Consider the following 21,764-nt stretch of genomic DNA (forward strand, 5'->3'; position numbering starts at 1 on the left):
ACCTGGCGACGATGGCTTGCGGACTGCCATATGCCATTGCGGCTGCAGCGGCGCATCCGGATCGGCCGGTGTTCGCGTTCGTCGGCGATGGCGGATTCTCGATGCTGATGGCCGATTTCGTGACTGCGGTGAAGTACGAGCTCCCGATCAGGGTGGTCGTCATCAAGAACAACGTGCTCGGGCAAATCAAATGGGAGCAGATGGTCTTTCTCGGCAATCCGGAGTATGGAGTCGAACTGCATCCCATCGACTTCGCCGCCTTTGCACGCGCCTGCGGAGGAACGGGTTACACGATCGAAGATCCCAAGCGTTGCGGATCAATTCTCGACGAAGCTCTCAAAGTCGATGGCCCAGTGCTGATCGAAGCGGTAGTCGATCCGCTCACCGCGCCGATGCCAGGCAAGATCAAAGCTGAGCAAGCTGCCAAGTTCGCCGAGTCATTGCTGCGCGGCGAACCGAATCGCGGCAAGATCGCGTGGGAGAACATGGTGGAGGACCGGGTGCGGGAGCTGGTGTAGATCGTCGCTCCCCCTTGTCATTCCGAACTCCTGCTCGCGCGTGCAGTTCGCGTGAGCAGGGGTGAGGAATCCCTACCAACGTCCATGCAGAAAAGTCGCAGAATGGAAGTTCATAGGGATTCCTCCGCCAAAATCGGGCGTTCGGAATGACAGATTTGCTGCGCTACACTCTTTCCCATCCAACCCGTGCTCGTCTCCGACTTCGACTTTCATCTTCCGCCGGAACTCATCGCGCAAGAGCCTCTTGCTGATCGCTCCAGCTCTCGCATGCTGGTGCTCGATCGCGAGAGCGGCACCATAAAGGACGATTGCTTCAGAAGTTTTCCTGCTTATCTGAATCGCGGCGATGTTCTCGTTCTGAACAACAGCCGCGTCTTCCCTGCCCGACTTTTTGGACATCGCTCCGGCAGCCGCGCTCAGCCGTTGAGCCGGCGCAACCCCGCTTCGCGTGAATTCCTGAAAGGTCGAGTTGAAGTTCTGCTGACGCGGGCGCTCGGAAATGGCGAATGGGAGGCGCTGGTGCGGCCTGGCCGCAAGCTCGGTATTGGCGAAGTGTTGCGCTTCGGCGGTGAAGAACGAGAGCCATTGCTCGAAGCTGAGATCGTTGGACGGGGAGAGTACGGCGAGCGACGTCTGCGTTTCGCTTCGGTACCGAATTTCTTCGAGCGCGTCGAACGTATCGGCCACGTTCCTCTTCCACCATACATCAGCCGCGAGGATGAAGCCGCAGATCGCGAACGATATCAGACCGTCTTTGCGCGCAACCGTGGGTCGGCTGCAGCGCCTACTGCGGGACTTCATTTCACGCCGCAGATCCTCGATGAAATTCGCAGCCGCGGAGTCGAGATCCTAGAGGTTACGCTTCATGTCGGGCTGGGAACGTTTCAGCCGTTGCGCGAAGAACGTGTCGAAGCGAACAAGCTGCACGTCGAGAGCTACAGCATTGGTACCCATACCGCCGAGACAATTAATCGCGCCTTGGACGAGAAACGCAGAGTTATCGCGGTCGGCACAACCGTGGTGCGGACTTTGGAACATGCCGCGCTTGAATCGGGAAGGATTCAAAGTGGCGAGGCTGAGACCAGCATCTTTATTTATCCTGGATTCCGATTCCGGGTAGTTGGCGCGCTGCTCACGAATTTTCATCTGCCGCGCTCTTCGCTGCTTATGCTGGTATCGGCTTTTGCGGGACGCGAACGCGTGCTTGAGGCTTATGGCCATGCCATCGAAGAGAAGTATCGGTTCTTCTCGTATGGCGATTGCATGTTCGTGAAGTAACGGAACCGGCGGCGGCGGCCGGTGGGCTGGTGCCCGGTGGGCTGGTGCTCGGCGGGCAAGGCGAGCGCCAGGGATGTCCGTATACCCGCCAAGCTCGTGCGCGCAGTCGCAAAATGCGCGACTGCCCCAGCGGCTACCGCCGCCGGTTCTGTTGCTAACAGGCGCCGATACATCTTCGTCTAACCCGTCTGAGAGCTCACATGTCGAACCTTCTTCAGGACCTTCGCTTCGCAGGACGTCTAATTCGTAAAAACCCTGGATTTGCTTTTGCCGCCATTCTGGTTCTAGCGCTTGGAATTGGCGCGAACACGGCCATCTTCAGTGTGGTTGATACTGTGCTGCTCAAGCCGCTCGCGTTTCCGCAACCCGAGCAGCTCGTACATATCTGGCACACGCCTCCGCAATCGAGCTTTCCCGGCATGACGCGCTTCTCCGTCTCGCCGGCGAACTTTCTCGATTGGCAGGCGCAGAACGACGTATTCCAAGGCATGTCGCTGGTTGGGGGCGGAAACTTCAATCTGACTGGAGCCGGGGAACCACGCTCGGTGGTCGCCCGCCGCGTCTCGTACAACTTCTTCTCGGTTCTGCAGGCGCAGCCAATACTCGGCAGAACATTCAATCCGGACGACGATCAGCCCGGACATAACTACGTCGTAATTCTCAGTGAGAACTTCTGGCGCAGCCAGTTCAATTCCGATCCGGGAATCGTGGGCAAAGACATCACTCTCAACGGAGCGGCTTACAAAGTGATCGGGGTGATGCCGACAAAGTACCAATATCCAATCGAGGACGCCGAGAACGCTCCTCGCTTCTGGACTCCGCTCGGCTTGACGCCTCAGGAGCGCGCCATACGCGGTAACCACAATTACTTTGTAGTCGGCAGACTGCGATCGGGTGTAACCATCCAGCAGGCGCAAGCTGAGATGGACACCATCTCGCGCCGGCTCGAGCAGGAATATCCCGCCGACGACAAGGGTTGGGGCGCAGCCGTGGATCCGATCAACCAAGATATCGTCGGCGACGTGCGCACGCCGTTGCTCGTCCTCTTTGGAGCTGTGGCCTTCGTCCTGCTCATTGCATGCGCCAACGTTGCCAATCTCGTTCTCGCCCGCACCGTTTCTCGCCAGCGCGAAGTTGCGATCCGGACGGCGCTTGGCGCCAGCCGCGCGCGACTGCTTCGGCAGATCATTTCGGAAACCGTGCTGTTGTCGCTGCTGGGTGGAGTATTAGGGCTCGGCGTCGCATACGCCAGCATACGGTTCATCGTTTCAGCGGCGGCTGCGCAGTTGCCGCGTGCTTCTGAAATCTCGTTGAGCGTTCCCGTTTTGATATTTGCGTTCGCCGTGTCGGTGTTGGCGGGTATCCTGGCCGGTCTGCTTCCAGCCATGCGCATGAGCAAGACCAACGTGAATGATGCGCTGAAGCAGGGCACGCGCGCGAGTTCCGATGTCGTGGGCAGCCGCACGCGCGGGGTGCTGGTTGTTGCCGAAGTGGCACTCTCACTGATGCTGCTGATCGGCGCGGGCCTGATGATTCGCAGCTTGTGGCTGCTGCATCGAGTCGATCCGGGATTCGATCCACACAACGTAATAGCGGTCATGCCCTCGATCGCGCGCAAGACATTCCAGACTCCGACTCAGGAACTTGCCTTCTATAACCAAGTTCTCTCGCGCGTGCGCAGCTTGCCCGGCGTACAGGCCGCAGGGGGCATCGACGATCTACCACTCTCCGGCGGTGGATCCGTGCAGCCAGTACAACTCGAAGGCAGGCCCGTACAGCAGATGGCCGACCAACCTGAAGTTTCGGTCCGCGGCATCATGCCGGGATATTTCAAGGCGATGCATATCCCTCTTATTCGCGGACGCGAACTTGGCGAACAGGACGTCGCGTCGGCTCCGGGCGCGGTAGTCATCAGCGAAGCCATGGCCAAGCGACTCTGGCCGAATGAAGATCCGATCGGCAAACACCTGACCATGTTCTTTTTCCCGAATCGGAACCGCGAAGTCGTTGGCATTGTCGGCGACGTAAAAGACAACGGGCTCAAGGGCGCGCCCGATGCGACGCTGTACGCGCCGTTCGCTCAACTTGAACAGCCGCCGGATCATCCTTTCCAGTCCTTCCCGATCTGGATCGTGGTGCGCGCCTCTGCCAATGCTGCCAGCCTTGTTCCTGCGATCACTTCGGCAATCCATCAGATCAATCCAGAGTTGCCGGTTCTGGGCAGCAGCACGCTCGACGAGGTCGTCGGCAACTCGCTCTCGCAGCAGCGCTTCAGCACTATGCTGCTCGGCATCTTCGCCGGACTCGCACTCTTCCTCGCAGCTATCGGCATCTACAGCGTGCTCGCCTACAGCGTTCGCCGGCGCGTGCGCGAGATCGGAATCCGCATGGCTCTCGGAGCGCAGATCAAAGACGTGCTGCAACTGGTCGTGCTCGAAGGCATGAAGCCAACCGTGCTCGGCCTCGCAATCGGCATCATCGGCGCGCTCGCCCTCGGACGCCTGCTTTCCAGCATGATCTACGGAGTGAAGTCCACGGATTTACTTACGTTCATCACGGTGTCCGTAGGGCTTCTCTGCATAGGATTGCTGGCCAGCATCATTCCTGCGTATCGCGCTACACGGGTTGAGCCGGTGAAGACGTTGCGGGATGAGTGAGGGCTTCTGGCTTCTGGCGTCTGGCTTCTGGCTACACCAAAAGCAACACCAAAACACGGCACGGATTTCACGGATGCCACGGATTACACGGATCAGAAGCGTGATGAAGCGACCCTGAAAGGTTCATCCGTGTGATCCGTGTGCGACAGCATGCGCGTAATCCCTCGGCTTTGGTGTGGCTGTTAGCCGGAAGCCAGTAGCCAGCGGCCAGAAGCCTCTTCCTCACCCTTTCCCCGGCGGCGGCAAACGCTTCAGCGTCTCATCCAGCTTGAGAAAGCTTTTCACGCCGGCATTGCGTAGCGCTTTCACCAGCCGATGCATGGAGACATTCTTCGAATCCATGTCCTGGTCTGCGACGGAACTAAGGTATTCATAGTCTTCGTTGTAAAGCCAAAGGACTGTTCTGCGTTTGCGGGTCATGCGATGTGCTCTTGCGCCGGGAGCGGGGGAAACAGCGAACCGTGGGGCTGGGTCGAGAGCCGTGTATTTAGACACGTCTCTGGTTATAGTTTGAGAGCCGCGGGCAGCGCGACTCTCCAGTAACGAAGTGGGACCAATCGTCATAGTTTTGTGACCAGCAGTGGCTCAGCGGGGCCGCTCGCGACGGCCGCAACACACTCCAGGAAGTTACTCGACGGTGCGATGACGAAGTGACGCGATCACGCATATCGTCTGCATTGCGTCCTGCCGCGAACGGTTCCGCAAAGCTACTGCTTACTCCTGATTACTTGACTTGAGCAGAAGCAAGCTGCGTGCCAATGTGAGCGCGTCAGAGTTCCCTCTGAATGCGCAACAGCGTTTCGCTGTTTGGAAAACGCCTGTTTCCCGAAATGGCAAAGGTTGGAATTCAGGTGCTCAGAAAGAGAACCCCGCAATCGGCATTCGGCACTCAGCACTCGGCTAAAAACAACAACAAAACACGACACGGATCACACGGACGCTTCGCGCACGGATTACACGAAAAAGGCAAGAAGCGAAACTGCAGACTGCGCTCTTTCAGCCCAGAGTTCCAAATTCTCTGAGTGCATAAATCGCCTCTGGCAAGGAAGATGAGTCTCGGACACATTGCATTTGCTGAGCCGAGTGCCGACTGCCAGTCGCCGCCTTCTCAGTGATTCCATTTTGGAACTTGTATCCGCTTGAGGACACGCCGGTTCGACAGTTCAGGTGTTTACATGTCCGGTGGATCGATGCCTTGACGTTATGACAAATACTTCTTCCGAGTGATCCGTGAGCGAAGCATCCGTGTGATCCGTGTCGTGTTTTGCTTTTGCAGTTGGTTTAAGCCGAGTGCTGAGTGCCGAGTGCCGACTGCCCGTTACTCCAGATCCATCCACTCCATCTGCTGGAGCATTGCGCGGAGTGCTGGACTCTGTAGCGAGACTGTCGGAAAGTAGGAGCCGACTGATTCCCTTACCCACCAAAGTCCAGTCTTCTTCCGAACTTGTGGTGACGAGAAGCGATACTCGTACAGCAGCGCGCGGACGTAGCGTGGTGGAGATTCCGGAAATGGATTCGTTTTAATTAATCCAAGAACAGCCTTGTCGCCTTCGAGAAGCTTGGCGAGAAAGTGAACGAACCACGGATGGCGATGGTAGGAGCCCATGGCAGCGAACCACATCAGCCAGTCGAGGCGGAGATGGTAAGGCGCGATCTGCGGAGGCAAACGAGAAGGATCTCCGGGCTTACCTTTGAACTCATACTCGCGCCACCTGGTCGAGCCGGTGATCACGGTTTCATCGGTACCCTCGACCACAATCTCGTAACGCTCGCGCGTGATACCACCGAACGCGCCGTAAGTTCCCACGAAATGAAAGCGGTTGTAGACCGTATTCATGACCTGCCGTCGCGACATGAGATTGCGCACCGGCTTGATGCTCAGCACAATGACGAGAATAAAGAGGGCGGCCGTCAGCCCCCGAAAAACCATGTCCGGTGTATGAGTAATCGGCATTTGTAAGCCGAAGAGAGATGTAAGCGTGCGATCGTCGAAGCAGCTGAATGCAAGGCAGAGAGTGAGCACATTCAGCCAGGAGAGATTTCCGCTCAAGAAGATGAGCGACTGAAAAAGGATCGTCAGCCCACCGGCGATGCTTGCGATCGGCTGCGGAAGAAAATAGCCGAAGGGGACAATCAACTCGGCGAAATGGTTGAACAGCACGCCACCTGAGCGGGACCATTTTGGTCCGTGGTGAAAGAACCAGCTCAGCGGATTCGGAATCGGCTGTGTCTCGTAGTGGTAGTCGAGACAAGTTAGATCACGCCAGCAGAAATCGCCGCGCAGCTTGATGAGTCCCGCGCCAAACATCACACGAAACAGCAGCCAGCGGAAGAGCCACATGACTGCGACCTGCGGAGTCGTGTGGCTGCCGCCGAGAAATGCAGAGAGCACGCCAGCCTCGAGCAGTATCGACTCCCATCCGAATCCGTAGAACACCTGTCCGACGTTGACGAACGAGAGATACAGTACCCACAGCACCGCCCATATCGCGAAAAGCGCCCAGGTGTAGCCATCGACCAAACCGGAGACGATCAGAGCGGAAAGCACAACTCCGATCCATCCGCAGAACGTGAAAGCTCTATCGGAAGGGAAGAAGAAGAACAGACTCGGCGAGTCCCGGAATGGAACTTCCCTGACGAACAGCGGAACCGGCAGCAATCCGCGCTCGCCGAGCAAGAGCTTGAACTGATTCACCACATTGACAAAGCCAATAAGAAAGAGCGCTCCCACCGACTTCTCCAGCGCCCAACGGGCCAGCCAATAGTCCCCAGGCGACAGCCAATGGATCCAGCCATTCATTTGCGAAGTACTTTTGATGCCCGAGAAGAGCGAACACGAAGGTCACGGAGCATAAAGAAAGAGGCCACAAGAATTCTCGAAGAGGCTACTGTCAGACTCGTTCGGAGCGTGCTCCACGTCGAGTACGACCCGCGGTTCCGCTATCCAGCGTGGGACGAGGAGTTATGGAAGTGGGACGAAATCCACAATTCCATATACCACATGTCCAGACAGTCCCATTTTCTGGATCACACGCTTTCGATTCGGAATGTAACTCTTTGAAAAGAATAGAAGACGATTCTGGTGTCCAAAGTGCTTTCGGAGTAGCTGAAAATCCAGAGTCTCACCCCCCAGCTACGTTGATTCTGGAGCCTGTCTGTAGCAGAAGTCCGATCGACATTTTGAGGAGAGAATATGGCGAGAAAGCTGTTTTACGCGGCAGTCTGTACGCTCGTCTTTTCGTTTACTGCCTTTGCGCAGGAAACGACAGCCGGCATCCGAGGCATGGTAAAAGATCCGTCAGGTGCTGTGATTGCGGGAGCTACAGTAACAGTCACTGGTCCCGCGCTAATCGGAGAAAAGGCTGCTACAACCGATTCGGCCGGAATTTATCACATTGATCAGTTGCCTCCTGGCGTTTACGAGGTAACTACCAAAGCTGCTGGGTTCAGCCCGGAAAACGTCAAAGACCTCCGGCTTGAGACGGGTTCGCTGCCCAGTTTGAATTTCACTCTCAAGATAGGCCAAGCCGAACAAACAGTAGAAGTAAACGCCGAAGGCGCGATGGTAGACGTGACCCAGAGTAAAGTCGCCGTCACCATCACCCAAGACGTTCTCGAGAATACCCCCCATGGACGGTCATTCCAATCGGTGATTCCCTTCGCCCCCGGCGCTCGCCAGGAGCAACTGCAGAGCAGGACGACCGACCAAGGCAAACTCAACGGCTTTCAAATTGACGGCGCTTCCGACGCTGAGAACGTTTACATGATGGATGGTTTGAACACCACGAGTATTTATGGTGGTGGTGTCGGCGCCAATGTGCCCATGGAGTTCGTGCAGGAAGTCCAGGTTAAGAGTTCAAGTTTCGAAGCCGAATTCGGCGGGGCGACTGGCGGAGTTGTAAACGTCATTCAAAAGCGCGGTGGCCAGCAGTGGCATGGAGGCGTGTTCGCCTACTACCAGGGAAGCCCGTTGAGCGCTAACGATAATTGCATAAATCGCCAGATCGGCGCTGGTGTTACAACATGCAATCTCCGTCTGCAGCCGGGTACGAAGCTAAACCAGGGTAGCGCTAGTGACCTCTGGGCTGATCGGCTCGATGGCACTGCTCAGCGTTACGTCCAGCAACAGGACAAGTGGAGCATTGTTGAGCCTGGTTACGAAGTCGGTGGACCGCTGCACTGGGACCGCTTGCGGTTCTTCAGCAGCTATGTACCTTCGCTTTATAACGTCACCCGTAAAGTGAATTTCACCGGCACCAATCCTGGTCCGCACTCGTTCACACAGACCCAGAATACGCAGTACTTCATGAATCGGCTCGATTACAGTCCGTTCAGCTCGCTGCAATTGCACGGAGCTTGGCAGAGCGCATTCAACCGCACGCGTGGAGTGAACCTCCCCGCTCCGGATTCCGCTCTCGGACAGGTAAATACCAGCGCGGGCACGGATCCCAATACGTTGCGGGCCGATACGGGAACGGTAAATCCTTTGACGATCCTCAATTTTGGCGGTGATTGGACGGTGAATTCCAGGATGGTGGTAACGGCGAGATACGGCTCGTTCTACCAGAACTCGGAAGATAGAGGAAAACCAACCGGTACCCGCTATGTGTGGCAGGATGACACCACATGTACCGCGTCAAACGCTTTTGGTTGCGGGCTGCCTTCGGCATCACAGCACACGGCTGGATTCTTCAACATTCCAAGCAACGCTCAGCAGCTCTTTGACATTTTTGATCGGCGCCAGTTGAACACCGACGTTTCATACCTTGTCGGAAACTTCTTCGGCACGCACAGCTTGAAAGCTGGATACGCCGTGCAGCGGCAGGCTGAGAATGTCAGCAATTCGTTCAGTACTTCGCTCGTGAATGTATTCATGAGCAATACCGATATCTATTCGACGGCCAGTGGACCGACCGCGACGGTGTGCGCTTCTGTTATTGCGAAGTATGGCAAGTGCGCCGGACCAGACGGCTACTACGTTCTGCGTGACGGCGTTCTGACCAACGGCAACGTCTCCGCCCTGAATCATTCCATCTACGGTCAGGATGGTTGGACAATCAAAAGTCTTACCATCAATGCGGGCGTCCGTCTCGATAAAGAATTCCTGCCGCCGTATCGGCCCGGAGCTTCATCCATCAGCTTCGGCTTCACACAGAAGGTTGCTCCCCGCATCGGCGCGGCCTACGATCTGTTCCATAATGGGAAGGTCAAGCTGTACGGATCATACGGTAAGTTCTTCGACATCATGAAGTACTCCCTGCCACGCGGCTCGTTTGGTGGCGATCGTTGGCATGATTGCGTCTATGCCCTCACCACGACCGACTACACCCAGATTGTTCCGAACAACGTAAATGGCAAGTTCTGCCCCGATTCAGGTCCGGCCAGCGGCAGCCTGCCGGGTGACTTCATCGAAAATCAGAACTGGCGCGCGAGTGCTCCCGGCGACCCGACTGACCCGGTCATCCAACCAGACATGCACCCCATGCAGACGCACGAGACAGTCTTCGGAGCTGACTGGGAACTAAGTCCGACGCTCGCCTTCGAGTCCCGCTATGCGCGTAAGCGCCTCGATTGGACCATCGAAGACATGTCGGTGGATGACAACCAGTACTACATCGGCAATCCCGGTTCGGCATACAGTCAGCTGTTACACCGGCCTCTACCGAACGCGGGTTTCACAACCGCTGTTTGCCCAAGCTGCCCAAACCTACCCAAAGCCCAGCGCGATTACGACGGAGTTGAATTCCGTCTGATCAAACGCGGCGGCGGTAATTGGGGCGGACAGGCTGCGTATACCTACAGCCGGTTGTACGGAAACTATCCTGGATTGAGCGACACCTACTTCCTCGATGGTGGCGGAGGTCGTCATGAACCCAACAACAACCGCGCCTTCGACCTGCCGCAGATGCTGTTCGACGCCCACGGAAAACCGGTGGGAGGACCGCTGCCGACGGATCGTCCAAATGTATTCTCCGGATACGGATACTATCGTCTGAAGTGGCTCGGTCAGGAAACGAATTTCGGCCTTGTACAAGAGTTTGGTCAAGGAACTCCGCAGAGCACCTGTCTGCCGACGGTGGACAGCCAGTCGAGTTGCATGTTTGTGGAAGGTCAGGGGAACTGGGTGAATTTCCACCAGGATCCGGCGACCGGAGACATCGTGCGCGACAGCATTACGCAAGGCAAGCGCACGCCTTGGCTCATGCAATCGGACCTGAGCCTTTCTCAAGAGTTTCATGTTAGCAAGTCAAATGAAAATCTGAGGCTGCAGTTCCGTGCTGATGTCTTCAACATCCTCAATCAGCATGCTCCGCTGGCTCTGTACAACAGCCCTCTGGCGACCGGAGTTACGACACAACAGTCTGCGGCGGATCCCGGCTGGGACTACCTGAGCCTGATGACCAACTTCGATTACATGAGCCTGATGAACAACAAAACCACGACGGTGAACTCCAAGGGCCAGCTTGTCTACGGTGGACCGAACGTGAACGGTGCCCCTAACACCTTGGCTTCACGTTATGGCCAACCGATCATCTACCAGAACGCGCGCAATATGCGTCTGCAGATGAGGTTCATCTTCTAGTTCTACAATCCGCAGTGTTGAGGGCCGCGAAACCGGCCCTCCTTTTTTTTGCATGAAAATGTCTTAAAGCTGTCGACGCTAAGTGCTTCCTGGCCGCCACGATGAAAGCCCAGTTCCAACTTTGTCTCCAGAAGATGCATTCCACAGTGAGATCAGAAATTCGTTCCTCTTTTCGCTTAAATCTTCCAAAAGGCGAGTCTCACCACTAGTTCTACCGGCAAAAATTCACACGGTCCTTTCCTCTAAGTGCAAATTTTTCTCTCTGGATACCTTGTGGAAAACAGGAATGTTCCTGCGCATTCAGCAACTTACAAGTTGGCCGGATAACTGCAGCGATAGTCGTGCTGTTTGGAGGCTGAGCTTGTTCCAGGAAAGTCCGAGATCCCTCGACATCATGCGGCATCACCTGCCCGAGCAGCGCCGGGAATCCCGGCTGCACAACCCGCTGTCGGCGACCGTTTCCCCCATCAATCAGCCTAACGAGCTGCAAGTCGCCGCATTGCGCGATATGAATACCCTGGGAGCGTTCTTTTACAGCGAGATGCAGGCGGAAATCGGTGAAGGTCTGTCCCTGCAATTGGTTCTGCCTGACTCCGGCGATGGTCGCCAACTGAAGATCTCATGCGAAGGCGAAGTCGTTCGCGTCGAGCCTGGATATGACGGAGTGGCCAGCGGATTTGCCGTCCGGTTCAGCCGCTACGACATTTCCTGGGTGCACTAAAGAAATTTCGTGATTTCCTGATTTCGCGATTTATTGAGTCTCCGCTCGTCCAGCCTCTTGGTCCCCGGCCCTGATTCAGTCCGCATACGTATTCATTGCCAGTCTGGTGCGCGAAGCGATTCCAATCGCGAAATCACGAAATTACGAATTACCAATGAACCTGCCGCAACATTTCTGCTGCTAAGCCGTTCAATCCATTGGGTTCAGAATTCCTGATCCTTTGTGTCAGCTTGTTCGTATATTTCCTCATGGAGGTCCTATGCGGCCAAAACTAACGCTTGCAGCCTGTGCGATTTTGGCGCTCGTGCTCATAACGTTTCTCTCCGCGCAGCAGCAGGAGCGCTCACAGCCGGCAGCGCACGACATGTCTTCAATGGATGGGATGGACATGGAACACGATCACGACTCGGGCGCACAGGGAATGAACGCCGCCACGCAAATGATGAGCTCGCACCACATGGACATGGGACCGCACATGAAGATGACCGAGCTGCGTCCGATCCAGAATGGAGATCAGCGGCGTGCAGCGCAAGTCGTGGACGAAGCGCGCGAGGTAATGCAGAAATATCAGGATTACCACACCGCCCTGAACGACGGCTTCAAGATCTTCCTGCCCAACGTCCCGCAGAAGCAGTATCACTTCACCAACAATCGTTACGCATTTGAAGCCGCATTCCGCTTCAATCCCGAACACCCGACTTCCCTGCTCTATGACAAAACTCCCGATGGCTACAAGCTCGCTGGCGTGATGTACACGGCGCCTGCGAGGGACAGTGAAGACGAACTAAATGACCGCATCCCTCTTAGCGTTGCGCACTGGCATCAGCACGTAAATTTCTGCTTCCCGCCAAAAGATCGCAGCGCCGAGATGTGGCAGAAGAATCCCAAATTCGGAATGGCAGGCTCGATCTCCACAAAAGAGGCATGCGAGGCAGCGGGCGGGAAGTTCGTGCCGCGCGTCTTCGGCTGGATGGTGCATGTGTATCCGAACGATAAAGATGTGTGGGGCATGGGACCGGGTATGCACCACGATTGACCACGCATCATGAGTGAGGGGCGTGCCGGATTTTTTAGCTCTTCCTAACCGTATAATGAGCTCAATCCATGATTCCCACCGAGATCATCTTCGATGTACAGGAATCTCCCGAGGGAGGCTACGAAGCACGCGCACTCGGATTTCCGATATTCACAGAGGCAGATTCCCTCGATGAACTCAAAACGATGCTCCGCGATGCGGTGCTCTGCCATTTCGGGGACAATGAAAAACCTGGCGTAATTCGTTTGCACATGGTCAAGGATGAGGTCATTTCGGTTTGAAAGTTCCCGTGACCTCGGCGGTGAACAACTTTCCCGACTTCTTAGAAAGTACGGCTACGTCACAACACGTCAAACCGGCAGCCATATCCGCCTGACCTCCACTCGCATGGGCTCCGAACACCACATCACTGTGCCCGCTCACCGAAGCCTGAAGATCGGGACATTGTCCGGGATACTCGGCGGTGTTGCCGACTATTTGGGCGTCAGCCGCGAAGAGGTATCACGGAATCTCTTCGGAAGCTGAAAACACGTCCGCAGCCGCCCCCGCCGTCCTCGCCTGCTAAAATAATGAGTTCGCCGCGTCCTCGCGGCTACTCCAGCCCGCCTCGGCAGGCATTCACCAGTTCAGCAAGGAGACTTTTCTGCATGGCGATTCCAGCCACACAGTTGCGTCCGGGCATGATCATCAAGCACAACAATGATCTGCACTCGGTGTTCAGCGTTGAGCACCGTACCCCGGGCAATCTGCGCGCGTTCATTCAGGCCAAGCTGCGCAATCTGCGCACCGGAGCGATGTTCGAGCACCGCTTCCGCTCGCCCGATCCCATCGACAAGATCGTCGTCGATGAAGTCGATATGGAGTTCCTCTATAGCGACGGCGACGATTTCTACTTCATGAACACGGAAACCTACGAGCAAACGCACCTGAAGCGCGACACACTCGGGGATGCCGTCGAGTACCTGACGCCAAATCTGCAAATCAAAGTCGAGTTCTACGACAGCAAGCCGGTAGGAATTGAACTGCCGCAAACAGTAGAACTCACGGTGGTCGAAACCGAACCGGGACTCAAAAGCGCCACAGCCAGCAGCGTGACAAAGCCAGCAAAGCTGGAAACCGGGCTGGTAGTCCAAGTGCCGCCGTTCATCAACGAAGGCGAAAAGATTCGAGTAGATACGGCCGAAGGCGCGTATTTGTCCAGAGCGTGAAAACAAGCTGCTGGCTGCTAGCTTCTAGCTGCTAGCTTCTGTTGTTACAACGCGGAGTTCCGGCTTCCAGCCAGTTCTGCCAAAGACGTGAAATCCGCGGCGAAGCATCCGCGCAATCGGTGCGGTTTTGATTTTGGTTTAGCCAGTAGCTAGCAGCTAGTAGCCAGCAGCTTCCCTATGACTCGTCGCTACATCATCACGGGACGCGTTCAAGGCGTAGGCTTTCGCTGGTTTGTGGAACGCGAAGCCCGCGCCATCGGCATTGGCGGATGGGTGCGCAATAACGAAGATGGCGCCGTCGAGGTCCTCGCCAGCGGCAGCGATGAGCAGCTTGCGCGGTTGCGGAAGGCGCTCGACAGCGGACCGCGAGCGGCGCGCGTCGATGAAGTGCAGGAATTTGAAGAAGAGCAGCAAGCAAGGGAAACATCATTCCGCATCGAAGGAGCCTGGTAAATGAGCCCCTCTCCCGGAAGGTCCACGTCAAAGTCGCAACCAATCAACTGCGATCATCTCAAGAAGCTGATCCGCGAAGTTCCTGATTTTCCTAAACCGGGAATTCTCTTTTATGACATCACAACGCTGCTCAAAGACAAGGTCGGCTTTGCCACGCTGATCGATGCACTCTCAGCGCACTACATGGAGAAAGACATCGATCTCGTTTTGGGAATCGAGGCGCGGGGCTTCATTTTCGGCCCAGCTCTGGCTTATCGACTGAATGCTGGCTTCGTGCCAGTCCGCAAACCCAAGAAGCTGCCAGCCGAGACCGCAAAGGTGACATATCAGCTCGAATACGGCAGCGACTCGCTCGAGATGCACAAAGACGCAGTCCGCCGCGGCCAGCGCGTGATCATCGTAGATGATCTTCTTGCTACCGGCGGAACCTGCGCTGCGACGATTCAACTCGTAAAATCGTTAGGCGGCAACATCGCGGGCTTGGCGTTTGTAGTCGAGCTCGATTTCCTCAATGGCCGCGAGAAGCTGAAGGAATACGACGTCTTCTCGTTGCTGCATTACAGCTCCTGAGACTCTCGCTTTTTGTCATTCCGAACGGATGCGCACGCGCTGTTTGCGTGAGCAGGAGCGAGGAATCCCTACAAACTCCCATGCTGCGGGAGCAAGCGCGCGACGCTCCCTGTAACCTGTCCCCTGTTCCCTATCCCCTGCCTCGTAACATCCCCGTCTAAGATTATTTTTGTCATCATTCATGACAGCCATGGCATTTATGGTGGAAGGCGAAGTTCCTGGCTGTCCGTTCCCCGCGGCCGGTTCGAGTACAGGAGAAGATGCCGACCAAAGGAAAGGTAAAGATCTGGACTGAGCCCCGCAAACCGCGTCCTCCAAAATTCTTCTTGAGCAATCGCGAGCAGAAGGATGGAGAAACGCTTCGCATTCAACAATGGCTCGATCTAGCCGACATCGCCCTCGAACAAACGGGGGAAGAAGACAATCCCGCGGAGTTCCCGTTCAAACGCGGAGCCTAGCAGCCCTCCCAACCGCCTCTCCGTCCTAAGCCCGCCGCCAGCGGGCTTTTTCTCGTCATAGATGTAGCGACTTTTTGGCCCAATTGGTGCCAAGACAAATGCAGGCGGGAGCAACTCGGTTCGGGAGCTGCTGGTTCTAAGTGTCTAGGCCATATGTCAGTAACCGGATCGAACATCTGCAAGTTCTCATTGGTGTCTTTTTTTCTTTTTCTTCTGAGCTTCACCCCCGGATGTGGGCGAGGCCTGGTTGCCGGATCGCTACAGCCCGCCGGACCGCCATCGATCGGCAGCTTTACTGCCGCAGCCACGTCCATCACCGCGGGACAGAGCACCACACTGAATTGGGCGACCACCGGCGCGACTGCAGTAACAATCGACAACGGGGTCGGAACCGTTGCTGCCTCCGGATCTGCCACCGTTTCACCGACGCAAACGACGACTTACACGCTAACTGCCACGGGCAGCGGAGGCAGCAGCTCTGCTCATGTCACCGTCACCGTGAATCAGCCCAAGCCGACGGTCACGATTACCGTCAACCCAACCGGCGTGAGCCCCGGACAAAGCTCGACACTGACAGTGACTGCGACTAATGCCTCCGAGGTGGGAGTTGTCTGCAGCGATAGCGACGGCACTCAGGAATTCACCAGCACCCTGCCCGGAACCGGCGGCACTCTGTCGGTCACTCCCAAGAACACGGTTACGTGCGTCGCTACAGCGACAGGGGCAGATAACCAAACGGCGACAGCATCTGTGCAGGTGACGGTGAAAGATGTGCACCAGATCAACCACGTCATCTTCCTCATGCAGGAGAACCGCAGCTTCGACAATTACTTTGGCATGCTCAATCCCTATCGCAAGAGCCACGGCTTTGAAATAGGAGACGATGGCAAACAATATGACGTCGATGGAATTGAAGATAAGCTGAATAAATTCCCAAATCCGGACGACGAAGGGGACAACTTCAACCTCTTCAAGCTCAGCACTACGTGCGTGGATGATCTGTCCTCAGCCTGGCTGGAGAGCTATGGCGACGTGAATCGATTCGACTTCGCCCCTTCGCGCTCGATCCTGATGAACGGCTTCGTGCATATTGCCGAGGGTTTTGCCAAGAGCGGAGCGGGAACCGGCAAGTTCACCGATCTCAAAGGCCGTCGCGCGATGGGCTACTACGACCAGGATTTTCTTAACTACTACTACTTCATGGCATCGGAGTTTGCCTTGTCCGATCGCTGGTTCTCTCCAGTGGCCAGCAAGACCATTCCGAATCGCCTGGCGACGATGACCGGAGGCACCACGCAAGGCCTGGTTCGCGATCCGTCGAACGATGACCACGTCGGCGGACTGAGTATCGAAACTATTTTCCAGAAGCTCGACAACGCAGGCGTCTCCTGGAAGATTTACTACTCGGTTACTGCGGACGAATGTCCTGCCGACACCGATGAGTGTCAATCGAGCCACCCTGACAAATTTCCCGCAACGTCATTTTCATACTTCAACTACTCGGCGAGATATCTGTACGACAATCCAACGCACGCGGCGTGCAACGCTCCAACGCAGCCGTCCGGACAAGCCGTGGGCGATCCCAATAACGACTTCTGTATCGATCCAAATCATATTGCGCCGTTGTCACAATTCTTGACTGATATGAGCAATGGGACGCTGCCGGCCTTTGCCTACATTGAGCCCGGATATGGAATCAGCGATGAGCATCCCGGCTCCGGCGCCTCGATTCTCGTCGGACAGCGGGAGATGGCGAAGCTGATCAACGCATTCATGGCGAGCCCATCGTGGAGCGATTCCGTCTTCTTCCTTTCCTACGATGAAGGCGGCGGGCCGTTCGACCACGTTCCTCCGGTCCCCGGTCATACCAACGATTTCACCGACGCTACGTTGGGCGTAACTACCGACATCCGCAGCATTGCCGTGAATCCCGATCAGTTCAATCCCTGCCTCGGCGGCCCCGGCAATCTGCACTGTGATTTACAAAGCACCGATCCCGGAGCAAATCCCGGAGATGCTCCGGCGCAACAAGGATTCGCCGCACAGCTAGGTTTCCGCCTGCCGAACATCGTGATTTCTCCATTTACCAAGAAACACTATGTTGCCCACACACCGATGGATCACACCGCGATCATCAAGTTCGTGGAAGATCGATTCATTCACGATGGCAACTATCTGACCGCCCGCGATGCGGCCCAACCGAGCTTGAACGAGTTCTTCGATTTCGTGAACGTGCCCTGGAAGACTCCGCCCAGCCCGCCAACTCCGGCATCGACCAGCGCATGCCACCCGGCAGACCTGGGACCGTGAGTTGCTTGAGGAGAAGGTACTCGCTCTCTGACATTGTTTTCATGAATCCAGATTTTTCGGATGTGAGAACCGGAACAGAGACACCAATCGACGTCACCCCCGCGGGGATTGCCTGGATCACGACGACCCAGAGCCGAACCACTTTCTTTAGTGCCTAAGCATCAGATCGAGTGAGTTCTGAGTCTCCTGGGGTTAACGGTGCGAAATCGCTGTTCTCTGCTATTAATCACGATCTTCGGCGCCCTATTCTTGTTCGGCTGCGGTGAAAGCGGTCAACGGAGCAACACCATGACACCCGCTGCTGGACCTTCTGGCGGGGGATCGTCCCCGAATGGTGGTTCGGGTTCGGGATCGGGATCTGCAGGTGGATCGAGCAGCTCCGGTTCCGGGTCGGGACCAAGCAGCTCTGGCTCTGGCGGGTCCAGTCCAGCAGCGAGCGTGGATGCAGCGAGATTTATTTACGCGATTCAACCCTCTGGCAGCTCTATTAACGGCGGAGTTCTCCACGACGACGGCAGCGTGACCTCCATTTCAAGTGGGGACACCGACGACGGTACTGGCGCATTCACGACCGGTATTGCCGCCGACCGGCACGGACATTTCCTCTTCGTCTCTTCTTCGGGACCCGATGATCACGGATCGAGGCCACCGTCTGGAACTGCGTCTTTCATCATCAATCATTCAGATGGATCTTTGAGCCGGATGGCTCCCATACTGAACTTCACCGCCCCTATGGGCGCGGATCCGGGTGGGCTTTTCGTTTACATGATGGTTGCAGGCGGCTTGGACGTCTTTGCTGTAGACCAGCAAACTGGAGCGTTGCAACGCATTCCCGATTCGCCTTTTCCCGGTCCCACAAGCGGCGGTCCTCTCGTCAACAATGAGGGGTCTGAACTCTTTACTCAGTCCAACAACGCTATCGGCGCTTGGCGGCTCAACCCCCAGACCGGTGTTCCGAGCGTTGTACGCGGATCGCCTTTCTCCGTAGGAGAATCGAATTTCTCTTTAAGTGCGATTACTCCAGACGATCGGATGCTACTCATTTCTGCCTCGCAAAAAATAATAACGATGCACATCAACGACGATGGCAGCCTCACACGCCTCGCTTCCACGCCGCTGACTCTCGCCGAAGCAGGATCTTTCGCGATTGATCCGACACAGCGTTACGTTTATTTTTGTGCTCAAAGCGCCGGTCCCGGCTATTTAGAAGGTTACAAGCTCGAAAATAGCGGCCAATTAACACCGCTTCCCGGAACACCTTTTGACACCGGTAGCTGCTGGGCGCTAAATGCAAATCCTTCAGGTAAGTATCTTTATGCAATCGGCGGAGCCATCACATATCGTATCGACCAAAGCACCGGTGCACTTACTAAGATCAGTCAATCACGGGCGGCTTCTGGATTCGAGGCTGTGCTAACGCCGTAGTTCGGTGCCCGAATCATTGTTTGCTTCGCTCCTCGGAGGAGGCGCACCCTGTTCAAACACCCGTGAATTCCGCAGGATCAGACGCGATACGGTGCCTTGGCTTTCTGGCGGAGCAAGCCCCAAAAGATGCCGAATAACAAAGGGATCACGATCAACCACACCAGGTAAAAAATCCAATCAGACGGACCGGAGTGACCGGCCAGTTCCATATGCAGGATCGGCTCCAAGCGCCAAAATGCCGGCGTCAGCAGCATCGCGATCACCCAACCACTGGGCACGCCGATTAGCACCGCCAAAGCGCTCGCAAGGATGAGCCGCTTCAATCGAATCTCTCCATCTTGGTCATCAGATCGTTATGCGGACTCTATATGATCACTTGCATGTCTCCAGGACCTGCAATTAGAGAATTTGCACTCGAGTGGATTGAAGCATGGAACTCGCACGATCTTGACGCCATTATGTCGCACTACGACGACGAGGTCGTCCTGACCTCTCCAGTGGCGGCCAAGATATTGAATCGTCCATCCGGGAGGGTCGAAGGCAAGGTCGCGCTGCGCGAGTACTTCCGGCGCGGACTGCAAGCCTATCCGAACCTCAATTTTGAGTTGCTGGACGCAATGCGCGGCCTAAGCAGCATCGTCCTCTGCTACAGGAATCAGAGCGGTACAAGAACCGCAGAGTTTATGGAGCTGGGTGAGAACGGCAAGATCATCCGGGTGGTCGCAAACTACAGCACGTGACCCAAGTACCGCTTTTCCGGCTCCTCGATTGCCTGCCCTTCCTGGGTTTGATTAGGTCTATACCTGTCCTGTCGGAACTGTCGGCGAAGTTCGGCGCTCCTCACGCCGATATTCCCCTTAGAGGATCTCGTCTCGGCGCGAGCGCCGGGTGCCCCACCCTGTTCCCATACTGGAACACAGTATCATTCTCGAGAAGTCGGGTGCCCCACTCTCGCGTGCCGTTCGCGAGGGTGGGGTGTAACGTCAATCGCCTACCAACCTGGTCGCTTTCACCATCCGCAGCTTGGGGTTCGGGTGTAGTCCCTCGATCCAGACCACGCTCTTCTCGCCAAAATAGTAGGCTCGGAAACTGCTCCACCCCCATAATTCTGGCGACGGTACCAATCCTCGCTTTACTTGATTTCTGTGCATATAGCGCAGCTTCTCGATGATCTTTCTGCGAGTGTAGACGTTGAAGTCATAAAAGCGAGGCTGAAAGAAATGACGCTTCTTCTGCTTTCCATTTTCTTTCCACAAGCCGAGTTGATTCTGGCTCTTCCGTCGAGGCGGCAGCAGACGCTGACCTACCCTTTGTTTTAGAACCTGCAGCACCGTCGAAGGCGTCCCGATTTCAGGCTCACTGATCAAAACGTGAAAGTCCTCAGGCATGACCACATAGCCGACCACTTCAAAGCGATACTTCCGCCGAACCTGCTCGAAGATGCGGAGGAAGACATCGCGAGAACGCCCGCTTCCCAGAAGTGGCTGCCTTTTGTAGCAACTGCAGGTAACGAAATGAAGGTCATGATGACCGTAAATACGTTTCAGACGCGTGGGCACGGCGCGCCATTATAGACGTGCGGCACAGATCTCAGCCCACCCTCGCGAACGGCACGCGAGAGTGGGGCACCCGAGTCCTAGACATCCAGAACAGCATATCAATATGGGAATGGGTGGGGCATCCGGCATTGGCTTTGGGGGAAACCGTGGCAAATTAGGGAGAGGGGTCTCCGATTTCTGTGATTTCTCTAGCTTAGGCGCCAACCGGTTATTTGATCTTTTGAGTTCCGTACAGGCAACGGTGGACAGCATCTGAGTACTGTTCAGGGTGAACTTGCCGAATGGTTTCAGTATCAGCAATGTCCTGCTCGACGCGGGGCATGAATTTCCTTGCGCCTACCGAACCATTGTTGGCACACTCGATAAGACTGGTCATGCAATCGAATCTGATGTATTGACATCGGGCCCTCTCACTGTCGTTGATGCTTGGCTCAAAGGTGGCGGAGACGTAGGGTCCGTGCATATTGGATTGATTTGTATGCCCGGTAGTAACCATATAGGAGGATTCTCTGCCTAGAGCTAGATTTTCACACTTCGAGGCCAGTGATAGGTGAACGACCGAGCTCCAACTGGCCCATATCCAGGCACCCCTGGTGCTCTCATATGCTGCGGCGAGTTCTGACTCCTGAACTGTACCATCCTTGATTGCTGCCCTTGCGACCACAGCAGCTGGCCGAACGCCAAAGAGCCTGAGTAGCTTGCTATCAAACCACCGCGTGCGAACTGGAACGTGATTATCGACGAGGAAGTTCTTCAGGACGATCGTAAATTTGCACGATGATGCTGTACAGGGTTGATCTTCAACAGTCGCGTGTTGCTTATAGCGAGTAAGGATCTCTTCTGCCTGATCGAAAGGAGAATCATAAGCCTTCAACCTAGAAACACTTTCGGCGAGTTTTTCGAATTTTGTCTGTTGATATCGAGCAAGCGACCACATGGAAGCGGCGCTCACGATTAGTACTGCGAAAACTACCAGTGCAATGTTCCT

Annotated in this window: 19 protein-coding genes; 14 read left to right on the forward strand and 5 right to left on the reverse strand. The window is 55.8% G+C overall.

What is annotated here, in order from left to right; translation table 11 throughout:
- The 3 genes from VFU50_16710 to VFU50_16720 all read left to right on the forward strand — a co-directional run.
- Nucleotides 1–518 (forward strand): thiamine pyrophosphate-dependent enzyme (locus tag VFU50_16710; protein ID HEU5234504.1); only part of this gene is annotated, 518 nt, incomplete at its 5' end.
- 186 nt (nucleotides 519–704) lie between these two features.
- Nucleotides 705–1,796 carry a tRNA preQ1(34) S-adenosylmethionine ribosyltransferase-isomerase QueA gene (gene queA / locus VFU50_16715; protein HEU5234505.1) on the forward strand — a complete coding sequence of 364 codons (1,092 nt, stop codon included), beginning with the start codon at nucleotides 705–707 and terminating at the stop codon, nucleotides 1,794–1,796.
- Between the two features lie 200 nt (nucleotides 1,797–1,996).
- Nucleotides 1,997–4,453 carry an ABC transporter permease gene (locus tag VFU50_16720; GenBank protein ID HEU5234506.1) on the forward strand — a complete coding sequence of 819 codons (2,457 nt, stop codon included), beginning with the start codon at nucleotides 1,997–1,999 and terminating at the stop codon, nucleotides 4,451–4,453.
- Nucleotides 4,454–4,675: 222 nt separating this feature from the next.
- Here the strand turns inward: VFU50_16720 and VFU50_16725 are convergent, their stop codons facing one another.
- On the reverse strand, nucleotides 4,676–4,873 hold the full coding sequence (locus tag VFU50_16725; protein ID HEU5234507.1) for a hypothetical protein: 198 nt from the start codon (nucleotides 4,871–4,873) through the stop codon (nucleotides 4,676–4,678).
- 898 nt (nucleotides 4,874–5,771) lie between these two features.
- Nucleotides 5,772–7,253 (reverse strand): lipase maturation factor family protein, encoded by a 1,482-nt coding sequence (locus VFU50_16730; protein ID HEU5234508.1) that lies wholly within the window; start codon nucleotides 7,251–7,253, stop codon nucleotides 5,772–5,774.
- A 393-nt stretch (nucleotides 7,254–7,646) separates the two neighbouring features.
- Between VFU50_16730 and VFU50_16735 the strand changes: the two genes are divergently transcribed.
- From VFU50_16735 to VFU50_16780, 10 genes are all read left to right on the forward strand, one after another.
- A complete protein-coding gene (locus VFU50_16735) occupies nucleotides 7,647–11,036 on the forward strand; it encodes a carboxypeptidase regulatory-like domain-containing protein (protein HEU5234509.1) in 3,390 nt (1,129 codons plus the stop codon).
- A 394-nt stretch (nucleotides 11,037–11,430) separates the two neighbouring features.
- Nucleotides 11,431–11,757, forward strand: coding sequence for a PilZ domain-containing protein (locus tag VFU50_16740; GenBank protein HEU5234510.1), 327 nt, complete (start codon nucleotides 11,431–11,433; stop codon nucleotides 11,755–11,757).
- Between the two features lie 259 nt (nucleotides 11,758–12,016).
- On the forward strand, nucleotides 12,017–12,793 hold the full coding sequence (locus tag VFU50_16745) for a hypothetical protein (protein HEU5234511.1): 777 nt from the start codon (nucleotides 12,017–12,019) through the stop codon (nucleotides 12,791–12,793).
- A 68-nt stretch (nucleotides 12,794–12,861) separates the two neighbouring features.
- Entirely contained in the window at nucleotides 12,862–13,074 is a 213-nt protein-coding gene (locus VFU50_16750) for a 2-oxoisovalerate dehydrogenase (protein ID HEU5234512.1), read from the forward strand.
- 366 nt (nucleotides 13,075–13,440) lie between these two features.
- Complete coding sequence (gene efp / locus VFU50_16755) at nucleotides 13,441–14,001, forward strand: elongation factor P (GenBank protein HEU5234513.1); 561 nt, start codon at nucleotides 13,441–13,443, stop codon at nucleotides 13,999–14,001.
- Nucleotides 14,002–14,178: 177 nt separating this feature from the next.
- Entirely contained in the window at nucleotides 14,179–14,454 is a 276-nt protein-coding gene (locus tag VFU50_16760; protein HEU5234514.1) for an acylphosphatase, read from the forward strand.
- Entirely contained in the window at nucleotides 14,455–15,024 is a 570-nt protein-coding gene (locus VFU50_16765; protein ID HEU5234515.1) for an adenine phosphoribosyltransferase, read from the forward strand.
- A gap of 260 nt (nucleotides 15,025–15,284) precedes the next feature.
- Nucleotides 15,285–15,482 (forward strand): hypothetical protein, encoded by a 198-nt coding sequence (locus VFU50_16770; protein HEU5234516.1) that lies wholly within the window; start codon nucleotides 15,285–15,287, stop codon nucleotides 15,480–15,482.
- Nucleotides 15,483–15,635: 153 nt separating this feature from the next.
- Nucleotides 15,636–17,792, forward strand: a complete 2,157-nt coding sequence (locus VFU50_16775) for an alkaline phosphatase family protein (protein HEU5234517.1) — start codon at nucleotides 15,636–15,638, stop codon at nucleotides 17,790–17,792.
- 702 nt (nucleotides 17,793–18,494) lie between these two features.
- Nucleotides 18,495–19,217, forward strand: a complete 723-nt coding sequence (locus VFU50_16780) for a hypothetical protein (GenBank protein HEU5234518.1) — start codon at nucleotides 18,495–18,497, stop codon at nucleotides 19,215–19,217.
- A gap of 77 nt (nucleotides 19,218–19,294) precedes the next feature.
- Here the strand turns inward: VFU50_16780 and VFU50_16785 are convergent, their stop codons facing one another.
- Complete coding sequence (locus VFU50_16785; protein ID HEU5234519.1) at nucleotides 19,295–19,540, reverse strand: hypothetical protein; 246 nt, start codon at nucleotides 19,538–19,540, stop codon at nucleotides 19,295–19,297.
- Nucleotides 19,541–19,597: 57 nt separating this feature from the next.
- On the opposite strand from VFU50_16785, the gene VFU50_16790 reads away from it, so the two are divergent.
- Nucleotides 19,598–19,957 (forward strand): nuclear transport factor 2 family protein, encoded by a 360-nt coding sequence (locus VFU50_16790; protein ID HEU5234520.1) that lies wholly within the window; start codon nucleotides 19,598–19,600, stop codon nucleotides 19,955–19,957.
- A gap of 243 nt (nucleotides 19,958–20,200) precedes the next feature.
- On the opposite strand, the gene VFU50_16795 is transcribed toward VFU50_16790, so the two are convergent.
- On the reverse strand, nucleotides 20,201–20,776 hold the full coding sequence (locus VFU50_16795; protein HEU5234521.1) for a transposase: 576 nt from the start codon (nucleotides 20,774–20,776) through the stop codon (nucleotides 20,201–20,203).
- Nucleotides 20,777–20,984: 208 nt separating this feature from the next.
- Nucleotides 20,985–21,728, reverse strand: coding sequence for a hypothetical protein (locus tag VFU50_16800; protein HEU5234522.1), 744 nt, complete (start codon nucleotides 21,726–21,728; stop codon nucleotides 20,985–20,987).
- Nucleotides 21,729–21,764: the final 36 nt, after the last annotated feature.

This window comes from Terriglobales bacterium (assembly GCA_035764005.1).
Lineage (GTDB): Bacteria > Acidobacteriota > Terriglobia > Terriglobales > Acidobacteriaceae > Gp1-AA112.